The 25,298-nt window shown below is 62.8% G+C and carries 29 protein-coding genes; 9 read left to right on the forward strand and 20 right to left on the reverse strand.

Going from position 1 to position 25,298, the window contains the following annotated elements; translation table 11 throughout:
* Positions 1-61: 61 nt before the first annotated feature.
* Positions 62-1,651: a glutamine-hydrolyzing GMP synthase gene (gene guaA / locus HF885_RS03830; protein ID WP_170103640.1), complete on the forward strand. Its 1,590-nt coding sequence runs from the start codon at positions 62-64 to the stop codon at positions 1,649-1,651.
* 107 nt (positions 1,652-1,758) lie between these two features.
* Positions 1,759-2,985, forward strand: a complete 1,227-nt coding sequence (locus HF885_RS03835) for an ATP-binding protein (RefSeq protein WP_170103641.1) — start codon at positions 1,759-1,761, stop codon at positions 2,983-2,985.
* A 167-nt stretch (positions 2,986-3,152) separates the two neighbouring features.
* Here the strand turns inward: HF885_RS03835 and HF885_RS10705 are convergent, their stop codons facing one another.
* From HF885_RS10705 to HF885_RS03845, 3 genes are read right to left on the reverse strand one after another with little or no spacing between them, the layout of a single operon-like run.
* The gene (locus tag HF885_RS10705) at positions 3,153-3,368 is read right to left on the reverse strand and encodes a PF20097 family protein (protein ID WP_081920133.1); all 216 of its coding nucleotides are present in this window, start codon (positions 3,366-3,368) and stop codon (positions 3,153-3,155) included.
* 37 nt (positions 3,369-3,405) lie between these two features.
* Positions 3,406-3,822 (reverse strand): hypothetical protein, encoded by a 417-nt coding sequence (locus tag HF885_RS03840; RefSeq protein ID WP_072355101.1) that lies wholly within the window; start codon positions 3,820-3,822, stop codon positions 3,406-3,408.
* A 23-nt stretch (positions 3,823-3,845) separates the two neighbouring features.
* Positions 3,846-4,457: a TetR/AcrR family transcriptional regulator gene (locus HF885_RS03845; protein ID WP_170103642.1), complete on the reverse strand. Its 612-nt coding sequence runs from the start codon at positions 4,455-4,457 to the stop codon at positions 3,846-3,848.
* Between the two features lie 73 nt (positions 4,458-4,530).
* Here HF885_RS03845 and HF885_RS03850 point away from each other — a divergent pair, with 73 nt between their 5' ends.
* Positions 4,531-4,827, forward strand: a complete 297-nt coding sequence (locus tag HF885_RS03850) for a GyrI-like domain-containing protein (protein WP_170103643.1) — start codon at positions 4,531-4,533, stop codon at positions 4,825-4,827.
* Between the two features lie 597 nt (positions 4,828-5,424).
* Complete coding sequence (locus HF885_RS03855) at positions 5,425-6,147, forward strand: SAM-dependent methyltransferase (RefSeq protein ID WP_170103644.1); 723 nt, start codon at positions 5,425-5,427, stop codon at positions 6,145-6,147.
* 284 nt (positions 6,148-6,431) lie between these two features.
* Here HF885_RS03855 and HF885_RS03860 read toward each other — a convergent pair whose 3' ends face one another.
* From HF885_RS03860 to HF885_RS03880, 5 genes are all read right to left on the reverse strand, one after another.
* Positions 6,432-6,866 carry an alpha/beta fold hydrolase gene (locus HF885_RS03860; RefSeq protein ID WP_170103645.1) on the reverse strand — a complete coding sequence of 145 codons (435 nt, stop codon included), beginning with the start codon at positions 6,864-6,866 and terminating at the stop codon, positions 6,432-6,434.
* A 121-nt stretch (positions 6,867-6,987) separates the two neighbouring features.
* A complete protein-coding gene (locus HF885_RS03865) occupies positions 6,988-7,998 on the reverse strand; it encodes an NADP-dependent oxidoreductase (protein WP_170103646.1) in 1,011 nt (336 codons plus the stop codon).
* Positions 7,995-8,501 (reverse strand): Rrf2 family transcriptional regulator, encoded by a 507-nt coding sequence (locus tag HF885_RS03870; RefSeq protein ID WP_170103647.1) that lies wholly within the window; start codon positions 8,499-8,501, stop codon positions 7,995-7,997. The genes HF885_RS03865 and HF885_RS03870 overlap by 4 nt, the downstream gene beginning before the upstream one ends.
* Before the next feature lie 137 nt (positions 8,502-8,638).
* Positions 8,639-9,421 (reverse strand): protein-ADP-ribose hydrolase, encoded by a 783-nt coding sequence (locus tag HF885_RS03875; RefSeq protein WP_170103648.1) that lies wholly within the window; start codon positions 9,419-9,421, stop codon positions 8,639-8,641.
* A gap of 23 nt (positions 9,422-9,444) precedes the next feature.
* Positions 9,445-10,296, reverse strand: coding sequence for an SIR2 family NAD-dependent protein deacylase (locus tag HF885_RS03880; protein ID WP_170103649.1), 852 nt, complete (start codon positions 10,294-10,296; stop codon positions 9,445-9,447).
* Positions 10,297-10,455: 159 nt separating this feature from the next.
* Between HF885_RS03880 and HF885_RS03885 the strand changes: the two genes are divergently transcribed.
* On the forward strand, positions 10,456-10,812 hold the full coding sequence (locus HF885_RS03885; protein ID WP_170103650.1) for a winged helix-turn-helix transcriptional regulator: 357 nt from the start codon (positions 10,456-10,458) through the stop codon (positions 10,810-10,812).
* Between the two features lie 47 nt (positions 10,813-10,859).
* On the opposite strand, the gene HF885_RS03890 is transcribed toward HF885_RS03885, so the two are convergent.
* The 5 genes from HF885_RS03890 to HF885_RS03915 form a co-directional block, all read right to left on the reverse strand.
* Positions 10,860-11,819 (reverse strand): ATP-binding protein, encoded by a 960-nt coding sequence (locus tag HF885_RS03890; RefSeq protein ID WP_206109780.1) that lies wholly within the window; start codon positions 11,817-11,819, stop codon positions 10,860-10,862.
* A gap of 366 nt (positions 11,820-12,185) precedes the next feature.
* Complete coding sequence (locus tag HF885_RS03895) at positions 12,186-13,085, reverse strand: aldo/keto reductase (protein ID WP_170103652.1); 900 nt, start codon at positions 13,083-13,085, stop codon at positions 12,186-12,188.
* On the reverse strand, positions 13,067-13,468 hold the full coding sequence (locus HF885_RS03900; protein ID WP_170103653.1) for a hypothetical protein: 402 nt from the start codon (positions 13,466-13,468) through the stop codon (positions 13,067-13,069). Before HF885_RS03900 ends, HF885_RS03895 begins: the two co-directional genes overlap by 19 nt.
* A gap of 220 nt (positions 13,469-13,688) precedes the next feature.
* Positions 13,689-14,282 (reverse strand): DapH/DapD/GlmU-related protein, encoded by a 594-nt coding sequence (locus HF885_RS10635; protein WP_328804324.1) that lies wholly within the window; start codon positions 14,280-14,282, stop codon positions 13,689-13,691.
* Between the two features lie 25 nt (positions 14,283-14,307).
* The gene (locus HF885_RS03915) at positions 14,308-15,288 is read right to left on the reverse strand and encodes an alpha/beta hydrolase (RefSeq protein WP_235927304.1); all 981 of its coding nucleotides are present in this window, start codon (positions 15,286-15,288) and stop codon (positions 14,308-14,310) included.
* Between the two features lie 113 nt (positions 15,289-15,401).
* On the opposite strand from HF885_RS03915, the gene HF885_RS03920 reads away from it, so the two are divergent.
* The gene (locus HF885_RS03920; RefSeq protein ID WP_170103654.1) at positions 15,402-15,839 is read left to right on the forward strand and encodes a MerR family transcriptional regulator; all 438 of its coding nucleotides are present in this window, start codon (positions 15,402-15,404) and stop codon (positions 15,837-15,839) included.
* 83 nt (positions 15,840-15,922) lie between these two features.
* On the opposite strand, the gene HF885_RS03925 is transcribed toward HF885_RS03920, so the two are convergent.
* The gene (locus tag HF885_RS03925; protein ID WP_170103655.1) at positions 15,923-16,414 is read right to left on the reverse strand and encodes a DUF2798 domain-containing protein; all 492 of its coding nucleotides are present in this window, start codon (positions 16,412-16,414) and stop codon (positions 15,923-15,925) included.
* A 194-nt stretch (positions 16,415-16,608) separates the two neighbouring features.
* Positions 16,609-16,923 carry a DUF1805 domain-containing protein gene (locus tag HF885_RS03930; RefSeq protein WP_170103656.1) on the reverse strand — a complete coding sequence of 105 codons (315 nt, stop codon included), beginning with the start codon at positions 16,921-16,923 and terminating at the stop codon, positions 16,609-16,611.
* A gap of 182 nt (positions 16,924-17,105) precedes the next feature.
* On the opposite strand from HF885_RS03930, the gene HF885_RS03935 reads away from it, so the two are divergent.
* A complete protein-coding gene (locus tag HF885_RS03935) occupies positions 17,106-17,948 on the forward strand; it encodes a fructosamine kinase family protein (RefSeq protein WP_170103657.1) in 843 nt (280 codons plus the stop codon).
* A gap of 9 nt (positions 17,949-17,957) precedes the next feature.
* On the opposite strand, the gene HF885_RS03940 is transcribed toward HF885_RS03935, so the two are convergent.
* Complete coding sequence (locus HF885_RS03940; RefSeq protein WP_170103658.1) at positions 17,958-18,683, reverse strand: carboxymuconolactone decarboxylase family protein; 726 nt, start codon at positions 18,681-18,683, stop codon at positions 17,958-17,960.
* Positions 18,684-18,830: 147 nt separating this feature from the next.
* On the opposite strand from HF885_RS03940, the gene HF885_RS03945 reads away from it, so the two are divergent.
* Entirely contained in the window at positions 18,831-19,712 is an 882-nt protein-coding gene (locus HF885_RS03945) for a LysR family transcriptional regulator (protein WP_170103659.1), read from the forward strand.
* A gap of 175 nt (positions 19,713-19,887) precedes the next feature.
* On the forward strand, positions 19,888-20,973 hold the full coding sequence (arsB, locus tag HF885_RS03950) for an ACR3 family arsenite efflux transporter (RefSeq protein WP_170103660.1): 1,086 nt from the start codon (positions 19,888-19,890) through the stop codon (positions 20,971-20,973).
* On the opposite strand, the gene HF885_RS03955 is transcribed toward arsB, so the two are convergent.
* From HF885_RS03955 to HF885_RS03970, 4 genes are all read right to left on the reverse strand, one after another.
* Positions 20,970-21,680 (reverse strand): hypothetical protein, encoded by a 711-nt coding sequence (locus tag HF885_RS03955; RefSeq protein ID WP_206109781.1) that lies wholly within the window; start codon positions 21,678-21,680, stop codon positions 20,970-20,972. The two genes, arsB and HF885_RS03955, sit on opposite strands and share 4 nt — an antisense overlap.
* Positions 21,681-21,699: 19 nt before the next feature.
* Positions 21,700-22,248 (reverse strand): YaiI/YqxD family protein, encoded by a 549-nt coding sequence (locus tag HF885_RS03960; protein ID WP_170103661.1) that lies wholly within the window; start codon positions 22,246-22,248, stop codon positions 21,700-21,702.
* A 120-nt stretch (positions 22,249-22,368) separates the two neighbouring features.
* Positions 22,369-24,165 (reverse strand): hypothetical protein, encoded by a 1,797-nt coding sequence (locus HF885_RS10315; RefSeq protein ID WP_206109782.1) that lies wholly within the window; start codon positions 24,163-24,165, stop codon positions 22,369-22,371.
* A 167-nt stretch (positions 24,166-24,332) separates the two neighbouring features.
* The gene (locus tag HF885_RS03970) at positions 24,333-25,295 is read right to left on the reverse strand and encodes a hypothetical protein (RefSeq protein ID WP_170103662.1); all 963 of its coding nucleotides are present in this window, start codon (positions 25,293-25,295) and stop codon (positions 24,333-24,335) included.
* Positions 25,296-25,298 lie beyond the last annotated feature (3 nt).

Below are 25,298 nucleotides of genomic sequence, written 5' to 3' on the forward strand. Positions count from 1 at the left end.
CAAGGCGGGCGCAGTAGTGGCATGATTGGTTGGTTCACCAAGACACTTCGCGGAGGAATCAATGCAGACTTCAAGGCCCCAGCAGTTTGTCGCAGTCTTCGACTTCGGCGCCCAGTACGGCCAGCTCATCGCACGCCGCGTGCGCGACCTTCACGTCTATTCGGAAATCGTGCCGTGCGACATCTCCGCGCAGGAGATCTCCCGCATGGCGCCCTCCGCCATCATCCTCTCGGGCGGCCCGGCCTCCGTGTACGCGGATGACGCCCCCGACATGGACGAGAAGATCTTCTCCCTTGGCATCCCCATCCTCGGCTTCTGCTATGGCCAGCAGATCATGTCCGTCAAGCTGGGCGGCGAGGTCGGCCACACCGAGAAGGGCGAGTACGGTCCCGCGACCATCACGCGCCAGGGCACAAGCCGCATCCTGGACGGCACTCCGGACACCCAGACCGTGTGGATGAGCCACCGCGACGCCGTGGCGCGCGTGCCGGAGGGCTTCACCGTCACGTCGACCACCGACGTCTGCCCCGTCGCCTCCATGGAGGACGCCAGCCGCAATCTCTTTGCGACGCAGTTCCACCCCGAGGTGCGCCACACCGCATACGGCAAGACCATCCTGGAGAACTTCCTGTTTGGCGTCTGCGGCCTGAAGCGCGACTGGACCATGGACAACATCATCGACGAGAAGGTCGCCGCGATCCGCGAGCAGGTGGGCGACAGGAAGGTCATCCTCGCGCTCTCGGGCGGCGTCGACTCCTCCGTCGTGGCCGCGCTCGTGCACCGCGCCATAGGCGACCAGCTCACCTGCGTGTTCGTGAACCACGGCATGCTCCGCAAGGGCGAGCCGGAAATGGTCGAGGAGGTCTTCCGCAAGCAGTTCAACGTGCCCCTGGTCCACGTGCACGCAGAGGAGCGCTATGCCAAGCTGCTCGCCGGCGTGACGGACCCGGAGCAGAAGCGCCGCCTCATCGGCACGGAGTTCTGGAAGGTGTTCTTCGACGAGGCCCAGAAGATCGGCGATGTCGAGATGCTGGCGCAGGGCACCATCTACCCGGACATCATCGAGTCCGGCGCGCGCAAGACCGGCGGCAAGGCCTCCACGATCAAGAGCCACCACAACCTGATCCCGTTCCCGGAGGGCGTGCACTTCGACCTCATCGAGCCGCTCGATCACTTCTTCAAGGACGAGGTCCGCGAGCTCGGCGTCAGCCTGGGCCTTCCCGCCAAGATGGTCTACCGTCAGCCGTTCCCCGGCCCCGGCCTCGCCATCCGCATCATCGGCGAGGTCACGCCCGAGAAGCTCGCCATCCTGAAGAACGCGGACGCCATCGTGCGAGAAGAGCTGGACGCCTACAACGAGCGCCTGTTCCAGGAGACCGGCGAGCGCAACAGCGAGCACAGCTGCTGGCAGTACTTCGCGGTCCTGCCCGACATCAGGAGCGTCGGCGTCATGGGCGACGAGCGCACGTACCAGCGCCCGGTCATCGTGCGTGCCGTCGAGTCATCCGACGCGATGACCGCGGACTGGGCGAAGCTGCCCTACGACGTAATCGGCCAGATTTCCAGCCGCATCGTCGACGAGGTCGACGGCGTGAACCGTGTCGTTTACGACGTCACGCCCAAGCCACCAGCAACGATCGAGTGGGAATAACGATAAACCCAATTTAAGAAACCAATTATCCAAAATATAAAAATATTGGTGCCTTAAAAGCCAAATTTCACCTCCTGGCATATAATACGGCCAGGGGGTGCTCTACCATGAGGCTGTTTCGCAGAGAGCAATATCTGAAGAAGATTCGTCCATTCTACGATGATGATCTGATAAAGGTCATCACGGGAATACGCAGATGCGGAAAATCGTGCCTCATGGCGACCATCGTCGAAGAGCTCAAGGAACGAGGGGTCCCAGAGAAAGACATCGTTTACCTCGATCTCGACAAGCGCGGCAACCGTTCCATCAAGACACCCGACCAACTAGAGGCCGCAATCGAATCGCGGCTTGTCGACGATGACTTCAAATACCTCTTCATAGACGAGGTCCAGAACGTCCGCGGCTACGAAGAGGTCGTGAATGCCTTCAACACCGATGGCGGCTTCTCAATCTTCATAACGGGCTCAAACTCCTATCTCCTCTCCGGAGAGCTCATGACCAAGCTCACCGGGCGCTACGTCGAATTCGAGATGTTCACCTTGTCGTTCAGCGAATTCCTTGCCATGAAGAAGTTCCTGGGAGTCGAGAGGAAGGACGACGGGGCTGAATTCGAGGAATATCTTCGCTACGGCGGCTTTCCCCGCTCCCTTGAATATGATGACGTCGAGGCGAAGGCCCATTACGTTGAAGACGTCGTGAAGCAAATCATTAAGAAGGACATCCGGTCTCGAAACAAGATACGAAACGTCGAAGCCTTCGAGCGCGTAATGACCTACGCCATCAACAACTACGGCGTTCCGACAAGCCTTACCAATCTGGTCGACCACCTGAGAAACATTGAGAAGATCGCCGTCGAGAGAAGGACCGTGTCCGCGTACATCCAGATGCTCGTCGACGCAAAGATCCTCTACAGATGCCAGCGCTTTGACCTGAAATCGAGGAAGTCCCTCAGGGGAGAGGAGAAGTACTACCTCGCCGACCCCGGAATCTACTTTGCCCGGAACGTCGATGTACGGCTGAACTTCGGCCCCTCCCTGGAGAACGCGCTCTATGTCTACCTGAGGTCCCGGGGGTACAGGCTCTCAGTCGGGCGAATCGGCAAGCTGGAATGCGACTTCATCGCCAGGAAGCACGACCTCTACGCCTACATACAGGTATCCATGACGATTTCTGACCGCGATGTGGAGGAGCGCGAGTACAGGCCGTTCAGTCACATCAGAGACGGGTATCCACGCTACCTTTTCACGCTGGACCCGCTCCTGCAGCGGCGCGAGGGCGTCAGGCACCTCAACATGATCGACTTCATGAAAGGCGACGAGGACCTACATTGGTAGGTGGTATAGAGGCTCAGCTACCAACTAGCTTGGATACGTACGGAACCCCCTGCCTCGAAAAGCTCCGCACTACTCGACAACGTACCCCGAGGCCTCGAGAGGGGCGCCTGCGGGTCGAGCATGATTGAGGGCGGAGGCAAGCGTATCGGCGCAGAGCGTGGCGGGAACTAGTGTTTGAATGCAACAACCTTGCAGCCCGCGCAATGCCAAGCTTCCACGCTAGTTCGGCATCCTAGTTTCGGTTCGGTGATTTGCACGAAGCCCTCGGCATTCCGCGCGTTCTCGAAAACGCCGGGAACCCGACTTGCGAACCCGAAAGCGCCGTCTTTGCTGGCAAACAACCAACCTTGTTCCATACTCGCGCCACATTCAGGGCAGTTCATAGTCGCTCCTTTCCATGTATTTTGTTATCGGTCGGGCTTACAGCGCAATAACTCTCGCGATTTCCACGACCATGATCTTCACGGCAACGCCTGATGCCATAAACCAAAAGCAGAGTTCTTTAGCCTGTTGCGAGTTCGCGATGAGCATGGCGATTGCAGACGCGATTATGACAAGGGCACCAATGCACCCTACAACGGTTGGGATACTGACCAACGGGAACAACCCAGCCGCGCAACTCCCATCGATGGAGGACTGAATGGTCTTGTCCAACCCGTCGCGAGCCGCCGCGAAACAGCAAACGACAAGGCCGAACGCAAGGAGCAGCAGCCCCCGCATTCCCCAGTGCTGGACACTGCCGCGGTTGACGATCGTGTAGCCGATGAAGACGACAAGACCAAGAATCATGATCGTTGTGGCTATGGTGGTCGTATCGCCGAAGTAAAGCTTTGTCATTGGGAACCCTCCTTACCCGCTGCTCAGCGAGCCTTTCCTGCTTCCATCTGGTCGATGAATCGGCTTACATGATCGTCCAGCAGCTCCATTGCGCGCGCTTTGTCCATTCCCCCGTCGGACAAGCCGTATAACAGGAACATCGGCCCATAGAACTCCAGTGCAAGCTGCCAAGCCCCGTCTTCAGAGCCTGTAATCTCACCGAACACCGACGCCATGTATTCAACGGGGCCGCCTGCCAAGTACTTTTGGTACAGCTCGGCCATGCCCGAATCCCGATACTGCTCCAACGTCAGCATCTTGCGAAAACGGGAGGGGAATTCCTCCTCCGTCCAATGCAGGAACTGCGCCTTGCTGTATGCGCGGATCTTCTCGGCGGGAATCTCCTTATAGGCAGCAGTGCCGCCCAGCTCATTCCCCGGCATGGAGAACCGCTGCGACCGCTCAGCGTCCAGCTCATCCATCCGCGCGACGATGTGATCCAAGATTTCTTGTTTGCTGGCGAAATGCTTATAAAGGGCGGCCTTCGAGATCCCGACCTGCTTCGCGATATCGCTCAAAGACGCGGCCAGATACCCTTTTTCGGAGAACAACCGCAGCGCTGCTTCTGTGATCCGATCCTTCGTGCTCGGTTCCATATCAGTCCTCTCTATACTAGGTGACCGAACGGTAACCTAGTATAGTTACCGTTCGGTCACCTGTCAAGAAAGCATGCAAGATGCCGGAGAGGCGGGCAATCTCATCGAGAGCGTGGGCGCCGCCACGGGCGCGCCCTGCCCGGAGGGCATGGAAGAGCGCGTCGTTCCCACCGTGACGTACGCGGTCTTCGACTGCGCAGGCCCGATGCCCGACGCGATGCAGAGGCTGCAGCACCGTATCCTCGCCGAGTGGCTGCCCAGCTTGGGCTACGAGTGGGCATCGAAGTCCGACGTGGAGGTCTACTTCGGCCCAAACATGACAGCCGACGACTACAGGAGCCAGGTCTGGCTTCCGATAGAGAAGCGCTAAGCGTAAATCGATTGCAGAACGAAACAACGGTCTAGAGGTGGACGTCGCCCTGCTTGCCGCCTTCGTGCTCTGGACCGTGCTGATCCAGAGCGTCGACGTCCAACCGGTGGGCCAGAATAGGACGGAAACATCTCCGCCTTCCCTTCGGCAACGAGGAAGCAAATCGTATCCAGCGTGGTCGGCGGGGACGCACGGTCCCTCTTCAAACGAAAACGCATCTGGTGCAGTCATGCGACTGCACCTCCGAGAATCGATATGCGCAATTATCTCACGATGAAACCAAGAGAAGCTCCCCCCAGCGTTTATCGAAACCGTGAGAAGTCACCTACCGTTCCGGCCATCGGAGATTCAGCGCCATGTTGGTTACGCGCGCCTGATGCCTGCGACCAGTTGCCGTACGACTGTGCTCGGTTGTATACTGCGCACGACGGGGCAGTCGTGCTCCGCTTAAACACATCTTAGGGGATGTCTTTTTGGTCATTGTTCTTTAGGGAACGGTTAATCGCAGATTGCTTTTGAAAAGGCCGCATCAAGGCCTTGTGCTTTTGCGCCGTTCCGCACCTGTTTTCATCATCAGCTCAGCAAACAGGAGTAACAATGAACAACTTCCCAAAAGCGAATAGCTTTGACGTCAACCTTGTCCAATCAAAGATCATGGGCCCCAATCCGCTTAAGCTCTGCGAGGAACTTCTTCGCGGCGTGAATATCGCGAAGGGGTCGCGCGTGTGCGACCTCGGCTCCGGCACTGGTATAACAAGCGTGATGCTTGCACGCGAATACGGGCTCGACGTGTACGCCGTCGACCTGTGGAGCGACCCCGATGAGAATCGCGCGTTCTTTCGCGAGATGAGCGTGCCGGACGAGCGGATTCATCCTGTCAAGGCCGACGCCGCAGAAGGCCTGCCTTTCGAGCCGGAGTTCTTCGACGGCGTGGTGAGCATCGATTCATATAACTATTTCGGACGCGATCCGCACTATCTGGGGGAGAGGCTTCTTCCGTATGTGAAGTCTGGCGGAAGGATCTGCCTTTCCATCCCCGGCATGGTGCGCGACTGCCATGACGCGCTGCCGGCATGTCTGCTCGCATCCTGGGACGCAGAGCAGCTTGATTATATGCACGATTTGGCTTGGTGGCGAGACATGATTGGCCAAACGAGCGGTGTAATTATCGAGGATATGCACCAGATGATGTGCACGTCCGAGGCGTGGGTTGACTGGATTACCTGCGATAACGAGTACGCTCAAGGTGACCGTGCGGCCGTTGAGGCGGGTGCGCTCGAGTTCTTGAATACCATCGCGGTCACGCTTGTAAAGGCCTAGGCTAGGTAACTGAAAAAAGGGGCGTCGGGCGCTTCTCGTGCGTCTTGCTACGCGTGAGAGCCTTGGCGCGGCAACCATCCGATGATAAAAGGCAGTCAGTCACCTGAAAACGAGGGGTAATCGAATGCCGGGGGATTCAGCCCCCGGCATTTTCTTTGCCTAGGGAGGTTTCGCATGAGGGAGCTCTCGGCTCCAAGACGAAGAGGACCTGATCCTCCTGCTTTTCGGCAAGCTGGAGGCCTTGCAGGCCTACGACATCGTAAAGATCTACTATGACGCCGGCGTTAGCCCAGGAATTCGTCGACCTCGTCGGCAAACTCATTTGGATACTGGAAGAGCGACCCGTGGCCGGCATGAGGGTAGAGCACCAGTCGGCTGCCGTCGATCTTCTCGTGCATCGCATTCGAGTTGGGCGTGGGGACCATCGCGTCGTCGTCGCCGTTTGCGATGAGCGTGGGGATGCGAACGAACGACAGGTCGTCTTGCGCCGCCCTTCCCCAACGCCTGATTGCCTTGAGCTGGGCGAGAAAGGCAGGCGCCGTTACGGGCGCGTCCTGGTTGGACGGTGCCCTGGAATAGAGCTGCGCGAACGTGGCGTTTGCCGCGGATTCCCCAGTCGCGTCGTCCGTGAAGAAGATGTAGCGCTTCATGTCCTTGCGCCTGGCCACCGCGTGGAGCATGTGGCGAAACGTGACGAACGTCACGCGATCGACCCCCATGCCGCCACGAGGCGCCGTGCCAACAAGGATGAGCCTGCGGACCGTCCGGCGGCAAGCTCACGGTATGCAATGCGCCTGCCGCCTACGTCCACGTACGAATTGCCCGTATTAAGGTACGACACTACGCCTCATCGATGCGCAGCAGCGTCTTGCCCTGCGAGTGACCGGACCTCACGCGCTCGAGGGCGTCGTTTACCTGGTCGAGGCCGTACGTGCCGTCGATCGATACGGCAAGCGGTCGCTCGGCGGGGAAGAGCTCCGCGACGCGCGCGAGCTGCGTGCCATCCTCGTGCACAAAGATGAAGTCGTACGTCTGGCCCTTGCGCGCGGCCATCTTGTCGAGCTTGCGACCCGCAAGGCCAAACAGCGCCCGCTTGAGCGTCGGCAGCCCTTCTCGCCTGGCGAAGCGCCCGTTGGGCACGCCGCGTAGCGACACCAGGTGTCCGCCGGGCTTGAGCACGGCAAACTCGTCCGGCAGCTCGCGCTCGCCCAGGGTGTCGAGCACGCAGTCCATGTCGTGCAGCTCGTCGACGTAGCGCTGGGTCTTGTAGTCGAGAAAAACGCTGGCTCCCAGGCTGCGGACGCGCTGCTCGTTTTGAGCGCTGCCGTTGGTCGCGACGGTGAGGCCCATGCGCGCGGCGATGGGGATCGCCATGGCGCCGAGGCTGCCCGTTCCGCCCGAGATGAACAGCTTCTGGCCCGGTCGCGCCTCCATGAGCTCGAGCGCCTGCAGCGCCGTGAGCGCGGTCAGCGGCACGCACGCGGCCTCCTCCATGGAGAGGTAGCCGGGCACGTGCGCGAGCGCGGACTCGTCCACGGCGGCGTACTCCGCGAACGCGCCGATCTTCGCGAGCGGCATGCGGCCGTACACGCGGTCGCCGGACTTGAACCTGCCGGCCGCGGCGCCCGCTCGCACCACGGTGCCGGAAAACTCGTTTCCCATCACGAGTGGCGTGCGGTACGGCACGATCAGGCGAACATCGCCGCGGATCACCATGTTGTCCAGCGGGTTCACCGCCGCGGTGTGCACGCGCACCAGGACCTCGTGCGCCCCGGGCTCCGGGGTGGGGATGTCTCGCACGGCCAGGGCCGCACCGTTCTTGTCGTATCTGTCCAGTATCGCGGCCTTCATCGGTCTTTGCCTTCCTGATCGTGGACGCTTGCGGCGCCCGCCTCACTGCCCTCGCTGGCCTCGCTCTTCTCGCCTGCGGGGCCCTTCTCTATCTGCTCGCGCATCCGCTCGATGCAGTCCGCGAGCGTCGCGCCGGCAAGCTCGCGCTCCACCACCCGCTCCGCCTCGCGGAACATCCCGTTCAGCACGGGGCGGATGTTGCGCCCCACGATGCACTCGTCGCTGGGGTTCTGGTGGACGTCGAACACGTGGACGTCCTCCGTCTGCTCGACCGCGCGGTACACGTCGAGCAGCGAGATGCGCTCCGGCGCCTTGAGCAGGGAAAACCCGCTCACGCCGCGCCGCCCCTCGATGATGCCGGCACGGCCGAGCCGCGTGGCCACCTTGCGGACGTAGCTTGCGTTTGTGCCCACGCTGTTCGCGATCTGCTCCGAGCTCATGGGCTCGTCGGACTCGGACGTCAGTATCAGTAGATGGATTGCCACGGAGAACTTGGTGTCCACGCTCGCCTCCTTGCGCGTGGCCGTGCGGGTGTCCGCCGGCAGCGGGATGGTCTGTCTCGATCGATTGTATCAATAAAAGATACAACGTGGCGCATTCACGACATCCACACTGACGCGCTGGGCGAGAAGAGCCGGCGCTACCCCAGGATCTTGCGATAGATGTCCTCGTCTGCCTGCGAGAACACGTCGAACGCCACCGTCATGCCCGCGTCATGCGCGCCGAGCCACTCGCGAACGGTCCTCACCGCTATGCGTGCCGCCTCGTCCTGCGGAAAGCCAAAGATGCCCGTGCTGATGCAGCAGAACGCGATGCTGCGCAGACCGTTCTCTGCGGCCAGGTCAAGGCAGCTGCGATAGCACTGGGCGAGCTGCGCGCGGTGCTCCCGCGTCGGTCGCCCGCCCGCGATGGGGCCGACGGTGTGGATCACGTGCCGCGCGGGCAGGTTGTACGCCCCGGTGATCTTGGCCGAGCCCGTGGGCTCCTCGTGCCCCTGCGCGGCCATGATCCGCGCGCACTCCGCCCTCAGCTGCACGCCGGCAAACGTGTGGATGGCGTTGTCGATGCAGTGGTGGCCGGGCACCCAGCAGCCCAGCATCTGGCTGTTCGCCGCGTTCACGATGGCGTCGGCGGCAAGCGTCGTGATGTCCCCGCGCCACAGGCGGAGGTTTCCGCAGGGCGAGAAGGGCTCGGCGTCGTCCACGGTGCTCACACCGGCGTCCGCGATCATGCCCTGCAGCAGCTCGTCCTGCATGTTGAGCCAGCGGGCGTCCGCGGGCCAGGCGGGCCTGGTGTTCACGAGGGCGCGAAACGCCGTCCAGAGCTCGTCCGCATCGCGCGTGTGCGGCGCCTCAAGTCCGCGCTCCGCGCAGAGGCCGGCCACGAGCTCCTTCAGAAGCTCCGTCTTTCTTTCCGTCTGCATGTGAGGCCCTCCCCGTTCCCTCTTTACCTGTCAAGTAGCTGGTCAAACACGACGTCGATGTCCGCATCGAGCACGATGGAGCGGTCCCGGATCTCTGCGGGCGCAAACGGCTCGCCGTAGTTAACGCACGCGTACGTTGCCTCGCCATTTTCGAGCGTGCGTCGCCAGAACGGGAACTTGATAATGGCGGGCGTGTTCATGCCCACCCCAAGCTCGAGGTAGAGCACCCTTCCGCGTTGGTGCGCATCCAGATACGCGGCGTAGCGCTCCGCCGCCTCGTGCCAGCCCTCGTCCTCCACGAACGTCTGGTCCACGCGTAGGTTCATGGCCATGGGACGGCCGCAGCGGGGGCAGTGCGGCACAAGCTCGCTTGGAACGCGCATGTCGCGCTGGTCCTGCGCCATGAGCCTTACGACGTCGTAGTTGTCATAGGTGGCGCTGTGGCAGGGCTCGCTGCACTGCCACAGGCCCAGGTCGCCCTGCATGTAGAACAGGCGCTCCTTTGGGAAGCCCGCAAGTTGGAACTGGTGGTCGACGTTTGTGGTGAGCACGAAGAAGTCCTTGCCCTGCAAGAGGGCAAGCAGCTTCCCGTACGTGTCCTTCGGCGCGGGCTCGTAGCGGTTGTGCCAGATGTGGCGGCTCCACCATGCCCAGTACTCCTCCGGGGTGGCAAACGGATAGAACCCGCCGGAGTACATGTCGCGGATGCCGTACTTCTCGGCGAAGTCGCCAAACAACCGATCGAAACGCTCGCCGGCATACGTGAATCCGGCAGCGGTGGAAAGGCCGGCCCCGGCGCCCACGACGATGGCGCTGGCCCCCACGATGGCGTCTTTCAGGCGGCCGATGTCGTTCTTGTCCCGACGCTTGAGCATGTTCCCTCCCTTTGGGCCTGTGCTTTGTTACTTTGGGCGCGTTGCGTGCCTACAAAAAGCATGCTAGTCTCTATGCATGCAAGACAGAAGTAGGCACGATAATGTGCTGTAAGTACCAATTGGTAACCAATGCGTGTGAACTGCTGGTATGGAGCTGCAATGGGAAGTAAAGATAACGAGAAGATCCTGGCGTCGCTCCCGGCGTGTCCGGTCGAGACCACGCTTTCCCTCATTGGCAACAAGTGGCAGGTCCTGATCCTGCGCGACCTTGTGGACAAGGGCACGCTGCGCTTCAAGGAGCTGCAGCGCTCCATCGGCAGCATCTCGCAGAAGGTGCTCACGTCCAACCTGCGCACGATGGAGGCGGAGGGGCTCGTGCATCGCGAGGTGTTCGCCGAGGTGCCGCCGCGCGTGGAGTACTCGCTCACCGAGCTGGGGCAGACGCTCGAGCCCGTGCTGGACGCGCTGCAGGCGTGGGGCGAGAGCTACAAGGAACGTCTGCGCGCGGGCGAGTAGCGACGGCGTGCGACGTGGGAGGACGAGCCAGGCGGGGCGCGGCTGAGCTACTCAATCTGCTCGCGGGCGAACTCGTCAAACAGCGGAAGGGTGAAGCTCATGTGCCCGTGGGCGGAGCCATCCGCGATGCCCTTGTCGATAAGGCGCTTTCTGTACGGGTTGAACTGGTTTGTCGACATGCCGAGCTGTTTTCGGATCCCAAGAATCCTGCCGTCCGGAGACTCCGCAATCGCGCGAGCTACCAGCCTGTCTTTCTCGGAAAGCTTGGACCACATCTTCTCGTAGACGTACTCCTCGAGATACTGGCGGTAGTCGCCCAGAACGCTTTGGTAGTCGCCTTCCGCATTCCAAGTTAGGTAGCCAAGCACTTGGAACGCGAACGAGTACCCCTTGGTAAGCTGCGCCATCTCCAGGGAAGCATCCCTATCGATATCAAAGGTCTCACCATAATTTGTTGCCATCGCAGCTAGGTTGAGCGGACCAAGCTCGATCTTGGGCGCCCGGTAAAGGAACGTCAGGTTCTTCGTGTTCTGGAGTTCGCGAACGTTCTCGTACAGACCGGTCGCGAGCAGAAAGACGGGAAGGTTCTGCCGGACGAGAATCTGGAACGCTCCCGCGAACTCGCGCATGGTGCGCGTGTTCGACACCTCGTCGATTTCGATCAGAATGCGCTTTCCCCGGTCGCTCAGACTCTTGATCATCTTCGAGAGGGCGGTCTCGATGTCCGTAATGGGGGCCACTCCATCGACCTCAAGACCGATTCCAAAAAATGAGAGGTTGATTCTCGAGCGTTGGAAAATGGTGGCCAGGGTGTCTTCGCTTGCCAGTTTTGCGGCAAGCGAAGACAGCAGGTCTCGGTTTGGGTTCAGCTCCACTACGATCCAGTCTTTCATCTTGCGGAAATCATCGGCTGCCTTTGTGAGAAAAACGGTCTTTCCGGAGCCTCGCACTCCCGTAATCACACAGATCTGCTGAGAGGGCTCTTCGGCAGTGAAGTTCTGAATCACTTCGTCCTGCTGGACGACGCGGGAGATGAGCTGCGATGGCGCCTTTCCAAAAAGGAGGGTGTAAGGGTTACGATTCATCACATCACACCAATCTACCTGCGATTTTTACTGTTCTTTACTGTTTTGCTACATTTTACTGTTCTTTACTGTTTTTTGCCAAGGCGGCGCCCCGGGTTGGGGACGCCGCCTTGCTGGTGCGCGCTTGTCGTGTTGTCGCGTGCCGCGGTAATGCGACTCGCTAATGCAGGGACCTTCCCAGTTCGTAGGCCTGCTGGGGATAGACACTGCCCTTCGTCATGGCAACGGTGCCGCTGCTCTCTAGCATCAGGATCTTCATGTGGTCCCTCTTTCTGATTTACGATCTGCCTAGATTTCCTCGGTGCCGGGCTTGCCGGAGTATCCCTTGAGCTTGCCGCCGTACACGGGGAAGTAGCTGGAGTCTCCATAGCTCTCGATCTTCTCGACGTGCTTTAGGACCTCCATGTCCTCCGCGGAGATCCGGAAGTCGACGTCGGCGTTCGTCCTCATGTGCTCAGGGTTCGCGGTCTTGGGCAGCGCGATCATGTTCAGCTGCAGGTCGTAGCGGATGCAGAGCTGCGGCACGGTGACGCCGTACTTCTCGGCCATCTTGGCGATGGCGGGGTTCTTGAGCGCCTCGCCGTGGGCGACGGGGCTGTAGGCCTCCATCACGATGCCCTTGGACTGGCAGTACTCGATGATGTCGAGCGGCGTGTTCGAGATGTGGCACAGCACCTGGTTGACCATGGGCTTGACCTCGGCGTTGTCCCAGAGGTTGTCGATGTCCTCCTTGAGGAAGTTCGACACGCCGATCGCGCGGAGCTTGCCCGCCTTGTACGCGTCGGTCAGCGCGCGCCACGCCTCGAGGTTGCCCTCGAAGTGCCTGTCCTCGGACTGGTTGACCTCGATCCAGGGCTGCGGGCTATGGATGATCATCAGGTCGATGTAGTCCAGCCCGAGCGCCTCGAGGGAGCCGTCGATCGCCTGCGCGGCGGACTGGTAGTCCTTGTGCTCGGCCGCGAGCTTCGTGGTCACGAACAGCTCCGCGCGGTGGACTCCGCAGGTGCGGACGCCTTCCCCGACCCCGCGCTCGTTTGCATAGGCCTCGGCGGTGTCCACGTGGCGGTATCCCAGACTTGCGGCCTGGCGCACGGCCTCGGTGGCCTCGTCGTCGTCGATGAACCAGGTTCCCAGCGCAAGCTGCGGAACGACGACACCGTTGGAAAGGGTTACGGTCTTGTTGTACACGCTCTTCTCCTTTGGTTTGAGACTTGATACCTGATACGCGTCACGTGGTACGACGCGAAGGCAAACAGCGCGATGACAGAGGCGTTCTCGACCAGCACGAGCGCCGGCGGATTCGAGAGGTCGTAGCTCGCGAACGGCGTCGACATGGCCATGTACCCCACGATGTCGTTGCGCAGGAACGTCGCGAGGCCAAAGCCCGCCACGGCGACGCCCAGGGCGAGAAGGACGAGGTGCGCCACGATGAGCGCAAGCGTCCCCAGGCCGAGCCACTCGTGGAGCGCTCCGCCCGCGACTTGGTGCGACATGAGCGTCACCATTGCCAGGAGCAGCGCGACGTCCACCGTGCGCCTCGTGAGGCGCCTGCGTTTGGCGGTGTGTTCCATGGATGGCTAGCCGTTCTTCTCGACGAACGCCTTGACGTCCGTGTCGCTGGCCGAGTCGTCTGTGTCCGCGGACACGAGCGACGAGGACTTTCCTGCGGACTACTTGTTGGAGCAGCCCGCTAGGGCGACGGCGGCGATGCCGGTGCCCGCGAGGGACAAAAACGACCTTCTGCTTAGGGTCTTCATTGCGGTTTCCTCTCTGACATGGAGCCGGTTGGCTCTACAGTGTCCTGACCTTTCGCGCGGGCACGCCGGCTGCGAGCGTCCGTGCTGGAACGTCCTTCGTGACGACGGCTCCTGCCCCCACCACGGCTCCGTCTCCGATGGTCACCCCAGGCAGTACCGTCACATTCGCTCCAAGCCAGACATCCGCGCCAATGTGCACCGGGGAGGGGGTGACGTTGCCGCGCCGCGAAGGGTCCATGTTGTGGTTAAGCGTGGCAATGACACAGTTGTGGCCAACGAGCGTGCGGTCGCCAATGTAGATGCCGCCCTGGTCTTGGAAGCGGCAGCCGGAGTTGATGAAGACTCCCTCGCCAAGGCGCGTGTTGAGACCACAGTCCGTGGTGAAGGGCGGGAAGAGCCCAACCCCTTTGGGAAGCGGCCTTCCAAACAGCCTCTCCATCTGAGCGCGTGTGTCCGACAGGCTGTTGAACTCAGCGTTCATACGCGAAGTGATGCGCATGGCTCGCTCAGAGGCGGCCACCATAATCCGATGGATTTTCGAGCCTGCGACCACCTCGTTGCCGGCGTCCATCTCGGCGAGAAACGCTTCGATTTGCTCGAGCGTGAGTTCTCCCTCATCTTCGTACATGTATGGTCCTCTCGGCAGGGACTTCTTATCGGAGGTTGTTGTCGAAGAACGCTTCGAGCTTGTCGAAGGGAATGGCGTTGCGGTTGTCGTAGAGGTCCACGTGGTTGGCGCCCGGAATGATCATGAGCTCCTTGTTGTCACCCTTGAGCTGCGCAAACGCACCCTCGCTAAAGTAGCGCGAGTGGGCTTTCTCCCCGTGGACGAGAAGGACGGGGGTGTCTATCTCGCCGGCCATTGCCAAAAGCGGCTGGTTCATGAACGACATGGTGCCCGTGACGTTCCACCCGTCGGTCGAGTTGCCCGAGCGCTCGTGGTAGCCGCGCGGCGTCTTGTAGTAGTCGTGGTAGTCGCGCACGAACTGCGGCGCGTCGTCGGGCAGCGGGTCCACCACGCCGCCGGCACGCGTGTACTCGCCGGCCTTGTAGTCGGCCGTGCGCTGGGCGGCCCAGGTGCGTCGCTGCTCGTCGCGGGCCTCCTTGCTGTCGGCGGCGCCAAAGTAGCCCTCGCGGGTCACGCGCGACATGTCGTACATGGTCATGGCGGCGGTTGCCCTTATGCGCGGGTCAAGCGCGGCGGCGTTTATCGCCATGCCGCCAAAGCCGCAGATGCCGATGATGCCAATGCGTGCCGGGTCCACGTCGTCGCGGCAGCTGAGGTAGTCGACGGCCGCGCAGAAGTCCTCGGTGTTGATGTCAGGGGAGGCCACGCGCCGGGGCTCGCCCGCGCTCTCTCCCGTGAACGACGGGTCGAACGCGATGGTCAGGAAGCCGCGCGCCGCCATCTCCTGGGCGTACAGGCCGCTCGACTGCTCCTTCACGGCGCCAAAGGGGCCGCTCACGGCAATGGCGGCAAGCTTTTCTCGCCCGTCTTTTGGTTTGTACAGGTCTGCCGCGAGCGTGATGCCGTAGCGGTTGGCAAAGGTCACCTTGGTGTGGTCCACGCGCTCGTCGCGCGGGAACGTCTTGTCCCACTCCTGTGTAAGCCTTAACTCCTGGGTCTGCATCATCTTGTTGCCTCCCGTGACTCGGACGTGCTCGTTTGCTAACATCAAGGGAAGCGTAAGACCTAAACCTAACTTTAGGTCAATGGTAAATTGACAAAACGCACGGGAGATGCCGCATGTACACAATCGGGCAGGTTTCGAAGATGTTTGGGTTGCCCATATCGACCCTGCGTTACTACGACAAGGAGGGACTGTTTCCAAGCATGTCGCGCGAGGGCGGCATCAGGAGGTTCGGGGACCAGGAACTCGAGGCGCTGCGCGTGATCGAGTGCCTGAAGCGCTCTGGCCTCGAGATCAGGGAAATCAAGCGCTTTATGCAGTGGTGCGAGGAGGGGCCGTCCACCTACGCCGATCGCGAGGAGCTGTTTGAGCGTCGGCGCGAGGCCGTGCTCGAGCAGATGGGACAGCTGAGAAGGACCCTCGCCATGCTCGAGTTCAAGTGCTGGTACTACAAGGTCGCCTTGGCCGACGGCAACGAGGATCGTCTGGACGCGATGGTTCCCGACGGGCTGCCGAAGGACGTGCGGGCGCTGTACGACGAGGCCCACGCCTAGCTTGGCGCGGGCCCGGTGTCTACGTTGTTGCGGCTGGTCGTGCGGTTGCGGCCGTGGCGCGTGCGATCTTCTCGTCCGCGCGGCTACCTGGCCTCGTTGCCGGAGGTCACGGCCCTGGGGCGAAACAGTGCGCCAAACGCGCCGCGCACGACGGGGCCGGCCACGAAGAACTGCCACAGCAGCGCCATCGGCAGGTTGAGAATGGCCGTCTGGATCCACGTGGAGACGATGTCCGGGGCGGCGGGGCGCTTGATGGCGAGGGTGGCGACCAGGCTCATGAGCGGGCACATCATCTGCACGCTGAGCGCAGAGATCGCCGCGACCATCGCAAACGGCGTCTTGGGGCTGGGGCCAACGAGCTTGGCCGCGCGGCGGCCGACGATGGGCGATACCACAAACAGGTCAAGAACGAGCGCGACCGGCCCCATGAACGCGAGCTCTGGCAGACCGGCGACAAAGACGAAGTTGGAAAGACCGCCGACCTCGAGCGAGATGTTGTAGCAGATCATGCCATACACCATAACGAGGACCATCATGATGGTGAAGACGAGCTTCTGAGTGCGGCTTTGCGGCATGTATACCTCCCGGTTGCGTGCAGTGTTGTTCGTTATCACCCGGGAGGGTGTGCGTTTCCAAGGATACCTGCAAGAAATGTGACGCGTGCACGTTACCACGCGTCGCACCATTACAAGAGGCTACGTTTGTGCCGGAGTACAAACACTCCACAACCCGTGCGTGGACGCCCGCGCCGCACCGCGGCGGCAGGGACCTACCGGTTCAGGACCGCCGCTGCCTGCTCGCCCGTCATGTCCGGCGTCACACCGAGCTTTGCGGCCTTGGGTGTCATGCCGGTGATCTTGTTCGCCAGGACGTCCGCAAAGCTTGCACCCGCGACGCGCACGGCAACGTCGCCCAGCTGCTCGGCCTTCTCAAGGCTCAGGTAGCCGCACATCAGGAAGCCGCGCGCGCAGCGCACCACGATGAGCGAGGCATGACCTTCCCCCGCCAGTTCGGGAACCATGATGCCCTCGGCCTTCGTCGCGTCCTTGCCCGTCCCGATCTCAAGCGTCTGAAATACCGCCATCGCCACTCCTCCATTCGTCTGCAGCCCGGCCGCGTGCCGCGCGCTTGGTTGCCAATTCTTGCGCCCGCCCGTGGGCGTGTCAATGGCTCGTGGCACGCTCGAAACGTCCCGTCACGGCACTCGTTGGCGCGACTATGATTGCCACGTGGGGTTTGGCGATGCGACGACATGGGGGGTGCGCCATGCGGGAAGGCTCTTTTGCGACGTACGAGAAGACCGACCGAAGTCCCCGCGCGGACCTTGCGGGCGAGGCGGCCGGCCTGCGCTGGCTGGGCGCGGCCGAGAAGGACGGCGGCCTTTCGTGCGCGCGCGTCGTGAGCGCGAGCACGCACCGGCTGGTGGAGGAGCGCGTATTCCAGGGCGTACCCACGCGCGAGAAGGCACGACGGGCCGGCGCGGCCCTGGCGCGCACGCATGCTGCGGGCGCGGCGTGGTACGGCTGCCCGCCGCCCGGCTGGGACGGCGCCGGCTATGCGATCGGCCGCTCGCTCACGCCCGTGGTGCCCGCCTCCGCGCAAGATGGGGCCCGGGGCTGGGGCGCCGCGTGCGCGGAGTGGCGCGTGATGCCGCACGTTCGCGCGGTTCGCGACGACGGGCTGGTGGATGCGGGCGAGGCGCGCCTGCTCACGCGCGTGGCGGACCGCATGGCGGCCGGAGACTTCGACTCGCCGGAACCGGCGCTCGTGCGCGCGGGCGGGCATGCGTGCGCACGCATCCACGGCGACCTCTGGGCCGGAAACCTGCTCTGGGCGCAGGACGGCACCCGGGCCGCCGCGACAGGCGCGGCACTTATCGACCCCATGGCGTCCGGTGGCCACGCAGAGACGGACCTTGCCATGTTGCAGTTGTTTGGCTGCGCGTACCTCCACGATCTTCTCGCCGCGTACGACGAGGCGTCCCCGCTGGCAGATGGCTGGCGCGAACGCGTCGCCATCCACCAGCTCGTGCCGGTGCTGCTGCACTGCGTGCTGTTTGGCGCAGACTACGTGGGCCTGGCGCTTTCCATCGCGCGCCGGTACGCGTAAGGCCAGGCGCTACTCCAGCTGCGCGTACTGGTCGTCGGAAACGGGTTCCAGCCACTCCGCGCTTGCGCCCTCGGCCGGCACCGCCAGCGCGATGTGCTGGAACCACGAGTCGCGCGCGGCGCCGTGCCAGTGCTTCACCTCGGGCGGAATGCTCACCACGTCGCCGGGGTGCAGCTCCTGCGCTGGCTTGCCCCACTCTTGGTACCAGCCGCGACCCGCGATGCAGATGAGCACTTGGCCACCCTTGTGGTGCACGTGCCAGTTGTTGCGGCAGCCTGGCTCGAAGGTCACGTTTGCGGCTCCCAGCTGCGCATCGCCCAGCGGAGCCAGCCAGCTCTTGCCCACGAAGTACTGCGCGTATGCGTCGTTAGGCTCGCCCATGGGGAAGATGGTCGAAAGCCCGCGCGGCTCGTCCTTCTCGCCCTCGCCCCAGACCTCCTTCACCATGCGGAACACGGCCCAGCCCTTCGGCCAGCCGCAGTACATGGTGGCGTGTGTCACCACGGCCACGATTTCTTCTCGGCTCACGCCGTTCGCCTTGGCGTTCTGCAGGTGGTACTCGAGCGAGGAGTCGGTGATGCCGGATGCCATGAGCGTGACCACCGTCACGATGCACTTCGTCTTGGCGTCGATGGCAGTCTGGTCCCACACCTCCCCAAACAGCACGTCGTCGTTCAGATGCGCAAAGAGCGGGGCGATTGCGCCCAGCTGATTCCTGCCAGCGGTCTGCTTCATCTTTCGTAAACCTTTCTTCTTCTGGGCGCTCCCTGCACGCCTGGTGCTTCCTTCCCACGATCAATCATGCGGTTGCGCGGGCGAGAAGTACAATGCACCTGTGATGGAAAGCCATGCCTAAAGTGCATGGCGAAAGCAGGGGGAAGCATGAACACCGACCAGGTACGCCACTTCGTCGCCGTCGCTCGTACGGGATCGGTCACCGCCGCCGCGCGCGACCAGCACGTCTCGCAACCTGCCCTCAGCCGTTCCATCCGGCGGCTCGAGGACGAGCTCGGCGTGACGCTCTTCGACCGCGGGAAGAACTCACTCGTGCTCAACCGGATCGGCCGCGAGCTGCTGCCGCATGCAGAGGAGCTCCTTGCCGCGGAGCGGCGGATGCGTCAGGCGTCGTTCGACGCGTCGCGTCGCGAGCGCGTGCTGCGTGTCGGCACCATCGCCCCCGCGCCGTTGTGGTACCTCACCTCGCTTATCGTGGAGCGCATGCCCGGCGCGCTCGTGAGCTCGCAGATGGTGGGTGACGAGGCGGATGTGGAGCGTGCCCTGTTCGACTCCCTCATCGACCTCGCCGTCTGCACGCGCAAGGCCCCAGGGATGCGCGGCGTCCTCCTCATGAGGGAGAACCTGTATCTCTCGGCGCCAGAGGGACATCCCCTTGCGCGGCGCGAAAGCGTCTCGTTCGAGGACCTCGACGGCGAGACCTTCCTGCTCTTTGGCGGCATCGGGTTCTGGGGAGACATCCACCGGCGCATGACGCCGCACGCTCGCATGGTCGTGCAGGAGGATCGCGAGGTCTGGCGCCAGCTCATGCGCACGACCCGCATGCTGGGCTTCTCGTCAGACGCGCCGGTGCTCATGCGCCCGGATGTCGCCGGGGAGGCGGCGGAGGGAGAAGGGCAGGTCCGGAGGGTCTTCGTGCCCATACGCGACGCCGAGGCCCACGCGACGTTCTACCTCTGCGCGAGGGAAGACCAGACGGGTGGGGGAGGCCTTGCCGCCTCCGTGATGGAGCTCGTCGGCCGGCTGTGATCGATCGTTAAGATACTCGCGAGTAAGTTACTTTGGAGCATCTTATTCCGCCTCCAAGAACACTGCCTATAGTAGCCCTCCCATCACATTGACATCGGTGAATGTTACGATATCATCGGTAACAGATAGACAAATATCGATGTGATAGTCCCGTAAGGAGCGGAGGGAGAAGGGCATGGCGAAAAGTGCAGGAGCCGAGACGGGGGCGGCCACGGAGGGCGTGGGTTCGCGTCTGGGCGTGAAGGACAGGCTGCTCACGCTGTGGATCTTTCTGGCGATGGCCGCGGGCATCGCCCTGGGCGCCGTGGCGCCGGGCTTGTCCGGGGCGCTGAACGCGGTTTCGGTGGGGACAACCAACGTGCCGCTCGCCGTGTGCATGATGCTCATGCTGTATCCGCCGCTCGCGAAGGTGCGCTACTCCGAGCTCCCCAAGGTCTTCCGCAACGTCCGCGCGCTCGGCCTCATGCTGCTGTTCTGCGCGGTCGTGGGGCCGCTCCTCATGTTCATGCTTGCCACCACGTTCCTGCGCGACCAGCCTGAGTACATGACGGGCCTCATCCTCATAGGCATCGCGCCGTGCATCGCGATGGTCATCGTGTGGAACGGCCTTGCCGGCGGCGACGCGGAGTGGTGCGCCGGCTTCGTGGCGGTGAACGCCATCCTGCAGGTGCTGCTGTACGGACCCATGGCGTGGCTGTTCGCCACACGCCTCACCACGCTTGTGGGCGCGCCCTCGGTCTCCGTCAGCCTCTCCGTGGGCGACGTGGCGGGAACCGTGGCGTTCTACCTCGGCATACCGTTCGCCGCGGGTGCGCTTGGGCGCCTGGCGCTCGAGCGTCTCATGGGTCGCGACTGGTATGAGGGCACCTACCTCCCGCGCGTGTCGCCAATCTCGTTCGCGGCGCTTCTCGCCACCATCGTCCTCATGTTCTCGCTCAAGGGACAGCAGATCGTGCACCTTCCGCTTGACACCGTGCGCATCGCCGTGCCGCTCGTCATCTACTTCGTGGTCATGTTCTTCTGCAGCTTCGTGCTCGCGCACGCGGCGGGGTTCGGCTACCCGCAGACAAGCGCCATCGCGTTCACGGCCACGGGCAACAACTTCGAGCTCGCGATCGCCGTGGCGGTGGCGACGTTTGGCCTGGCGTCCGGCGAGGCGTTCGCGGCCGTCGTTGGCCCCCTCATCGAGGTGCCGTCGCTCATACTCCTGGTGAACGCCGCCCTCGCCATGCGCCGCCGCATGTCCTGGCCAAGGGGCTAGTGGTACCGGTGCGTGCGCTCGGCCTCGAGCGTGTCGATGCACCACAGGAATGCCCTTGCCGTGCGCTCGCCAGGTTCCTGGAAGTGCCCGCCTGCGTTCCATTCCAGCGTGCACGGCACGCCTTGCGCCCGAAGCAGCTCGTGCTGGCGCCGTATGCACGACCCCACGGTCGAGACGACGGCGTTTCTCGTCTTCTCCTCGCGATCCCCCAGGCTTAGGTAGACGGCGCGCGAAAGCGGCTGGCGGCCTTGCGCGTAGCCGAGCCACCCGGGAAACCACACGGACGGCGATGCGGCGGCGACGGCTGCGAACGTATCCGTCTGGTACGAGCACCACAGCGAGAAGAGCGCGGCGAGCGAGTAGCCGCCCAGGATCGCGTCGCGGCCGGGCTGCAGCTTGAGGGCGGATGGCAGCTCGGGCAGGATGCCGTTCAGGACGAGGTCGAGCGTGCGCTGGGCGCCGCTGCCGAAGCCGCGCTTGCCGAACGCCGGCGGCGCCTCCCAGGGCGAGAGGTCGTCGTTCCACTCCGGCACCTCGAACGCGACGAGCGCGACGGGCGTCTTGCAGGAATCTTGCAGCAGCCGGGCCTCGCGGTCCACGTCGTCGAGGTCGCGGTGGTCTACGGGTTGCAGAAGTATGTGCCGCGGGCGCTCTTCGATGTACGTCACGCAGGGCGTGCCGGCGATGGTGCTTGCTCTTCTCTGCATGCGGAGCCTTTCGTCGTGGCTATTTGTCTGGATTGCTGACAGTTGTCTGCCCGCCATGTGGTGTCCGCTCGTCACGCGGCGTCTTCAGCAGGCGACGCAGGTTCGTGCGGAAGCGGGCGCGGTCCTCGGACGTGAACGCCGCGGGACCCCTCGTCCTGCCGCCGGCGCGGCGCACCTTCTTCTCCTCGTGGCGTATGAGCATCAGGGAGTCTATGGTCAGCGGGCTGTACACGCGCCCGCGCACGCCGATGGCGCGAGCGCCACGGCCCAGCACCATGTCTGCGAGGCCTATGTCCTGCGTCACCACCACGTCTTCGGGCGTCAGCTCGGACACGATGGCGAAGTCCGCGGAGTCGGCGCCCACGCCCACCTGGAGCACCCTCACCCAGAAGCCGCAGTCGGGGCACTGTGGGTCGCGGGGCTCGCGCGGGTCCGTCGCGCGCACGGAGCGCTCGAGGTTCTGCGTGGTGTTTCCCGCAATCACGCAGGGAATCCGCAGCTCGCGCGCGACGGCGAGCGCCTCCCGCGTGACGGGGCATGCGTCGGCGTCTATGTAGAGCCTGGTCATGGGCCTCCTTATGGCGATGGGCACTGCCGCCAACACCCTGGCGACAGTGCCCATTCTAGACCTGCCTATGTGGCTGCCATGCGTTCGCGTCGCGAAGGCGCTGGCCGTCGGCGCTTGAAGCTAGTCGAGCTTGCGGGCACGACGGCGAAGCACGATGCCGGCTGCGCCAAACGCCACGGCAAGGCCGGCAAGAATTCCGGCGCCGGCGAGGTTCGTGCTGTCGGACGTCCTGGGCACGGCGGCCTTTGCGACCGTGGCCTGCTTCTGGACGGCGGCCTTCTGCACTGCCACCTTCGGAGTCTCGGGAGTCTTCGGCGTAGCTGGCGGCGTGACGGGAGGGGTCGTCGGGGGCGTGGTCGGCGGCGTGACGGGAGGTGCGAACGTTGTCGTCTTCACGACCTCGTAGCCGGCCTTCCAGGTGTCCTTGGTGACTTCCTCCGTCTTGGTGACCTTGTACCATGCCTTGTACTTGTAGGTCGGGACCTTGGTGACACTGCTTACGTTGTACTCAGCCGACCACTCGATGGCGGGTTTGTAGTTCCGGACCGTCTTCGTGAAGTACCACTTGAGGATGGACGTCTCGCGTGTCTTGTCGAACGAATACGAGTACGTGGGCAGCGTGCCCCAGTCCAGATGCGAGATCTTATCAGAGGAGCTGACGTGCACGGTGTAGTTGCCGTCTTCGTTCTTGGTCACCCAGTAAGTGCCTGACGTCTTCTCGCTCGTGGAGAATTTCCCGTCGAATCCCGTGAAGCAACCGATGTATGTCTTGTTGCTTGGGTCGTTTTTCTCTATTACATTTTTGATTGCGCTGAGGGTGTCTGAATCTACCGTTTCCGGCGTCCATATGACATACCAAGTGGACTGTTTGATGGCGGCGAAGCTGCCGGCGCCAAGCTGATACTCAGTGCTCGAGTCGCCCTTGCCGCCCCAAGCAACTTCGCTTTGAGTCTTGACTTTGTTCTTGACCGTGTAGCCATCTCTCTCTGCCTCGGTAGTCTTCTGCTCAAGGTCACGATCGCGTGCGTCCTTGCTGTAGAAAGTGCCACCCGTAACGTGCACGGTCTCGGTCTTGGTGCCGTCTTCCTTCGAGGTCACGTCGCCAAGCTCAACATCCCGGAGAACGCCGCCGGGGTCATTCACTGCTTCAGTTGCCTTTGCGGCTGCAGCTGCCTCTTCGCTGTCAAACGGGCCATACTTCTGCTCTATGGCCTCGCCGTCCTTCTCGCCCCTCTTGTTGGCGTTCTCTTGAGGCGTCACCGTGCTGTCGACGGTGTAGGCGGTGTCTGCCGTAGCCTTGTACTTCTCGGTCTGACTTGCGACCCAATCCTCGGCTTTCTGTTTGCTTGTGAACCCATCCTTCTTGTCCGAGGCGACGCTGTCGTTCTTCTCCTCGGTCGTTCCGGACTCTACCTTTTCCACGCCGGACTTCACGTCGTACGTGGTGTCGCCGGTGTTCTGGTAGCCGGAGGTGTTGTCTTTCACCCACTTGTCGGCCTCGTCCTTGGTGCCGAACTCCTCGTTCCCTTCCTTCTCCGTCGTCGTGGTCGACGTGGTGGTGGAGTTCACCTTCTCCGGGCCGGTCGTCTTCACCTCATACGTGGAGGTGGTGTCCTTCTTGTCTTTCTCTGCCCATGTTGACTTTGCGTTGTCCAGGTAGCTCTGGGCCTCGTCCTTTGTGGGGAAGGTCTCCTCGTCTTTCGCGACGGTCTGTGTGGTGGTGTAGGGTGCCGTCATGCTTGGAGTTGCAGCCGCCGTAGTCGTTGCGGAGGGTTCCTCAGTTGGCGCTGACGTTGCCGGCTCGTCGGCCAGGGCGATGGCCGGGGCAGAAAGGGTGACTGCCGCGGTGGTCGTCGCCACTACGCAGGAGAGTGCTGTATGGCGTGGTGACCGGAGGGTGACGCATTGCTTGCTCATAGCTTCTCCTTCCATGGACGGATTCCATTATTCACAAAATTACCATGTGAGGAGTTGGCTGTGGGTATGCGTGTCTATAAAGCAGCCGCCTAGGAACGAAAAGCTGCAATAGAGGTCTAAACACAACCCCACCGCATGCGTTTGCATAGCGGTGGGGTCGCGGCACGCTATTTGCCTACGGTGGTGCGGTAGAGGTCCAGGTCCTCCTCCCAGGTGGCGTACGTGGGGTCATCGCGGTGGTCGGGCAACCTATAGCGCCTGCTCAGCAGCAGTGCCAGCTCGCGCGATACCTTCGTGGCGCCGCTCAGGTTGAGGTGGTCGCCGCGGTCGCGCGTGTCCGTGCGCCAGTCGATGTCGACCTTGTGCCGTCCGCGGTTCAGGTCTATGTAGCCAACATGCATCCCGTGCGCAAGGCGTGCAATCCCGTTGTGGCGCGGCGTGCTCCAGTTGACGGTCGAGGGCGTGCTCACCAGCACGGGAGTGGCGCCGTGCGCGCGACAGTAGCCGACCATCAGGCGCAGGTACTCCTGGTTTTCCCGCGGCACGACGCTTGCCTTGCGCGTGTGGGTCATGTAGTCGGTGTTGCGTGACGGCTTCGCCACGCGGTTGGGCACAAAGCCCCTCAGGTACGCGCGCGAGTCGCTCGACTTCGGAAGGTCGTGCGTGAGGATGCGCTTCCAGCGATCGTGGTACTCGAATACGGGCACGTGGTCCTGCAGGAACCTCAGTGACGGGTCAAGCGTCGAGAAGGACGAGTACACAGAGTTGGTCTCTATCACCACCACGCGCGGAGAGCTCGTGGTGAGGACCTCGCGCAGCAGCGTGTAGCTGTACGGGAGCCTCTGGCCGTGCGAGGCGATCACGCGGCTGGCAAACCCGCTCTCGCCCCACATCTCCAGGGGCGAAAACGCGCTGTATGCTTCGCTGTCGCCGATGAACAGCACGTCGAGGCCGCCGTTCTTCTCGCCCGTGGCGTCATGCGCCGTCGCGTCCACCGTGCCTTCCTCGTGCGCGTCCGCCTTGGGCAGCGACGCCCAGGACGTCACGGCCAGAAGGCCGGCCGTGACGAGAAAGACGGCCAGCGCCGTGAGGGCAACGCCCAGGCGGGCGCGGAGCTTCTGGTTTCTCATGCG

It is taken from the genome of Parafannyhessea umbonata, from assembly GCF_012844235.1.
In the GTDB taxonomy this organism is placed as follows: Bacteria; Actinomycetota; Coriobacteriia; order Coriobacteriales; family Atopobiaceae; genus Parafannyhessea.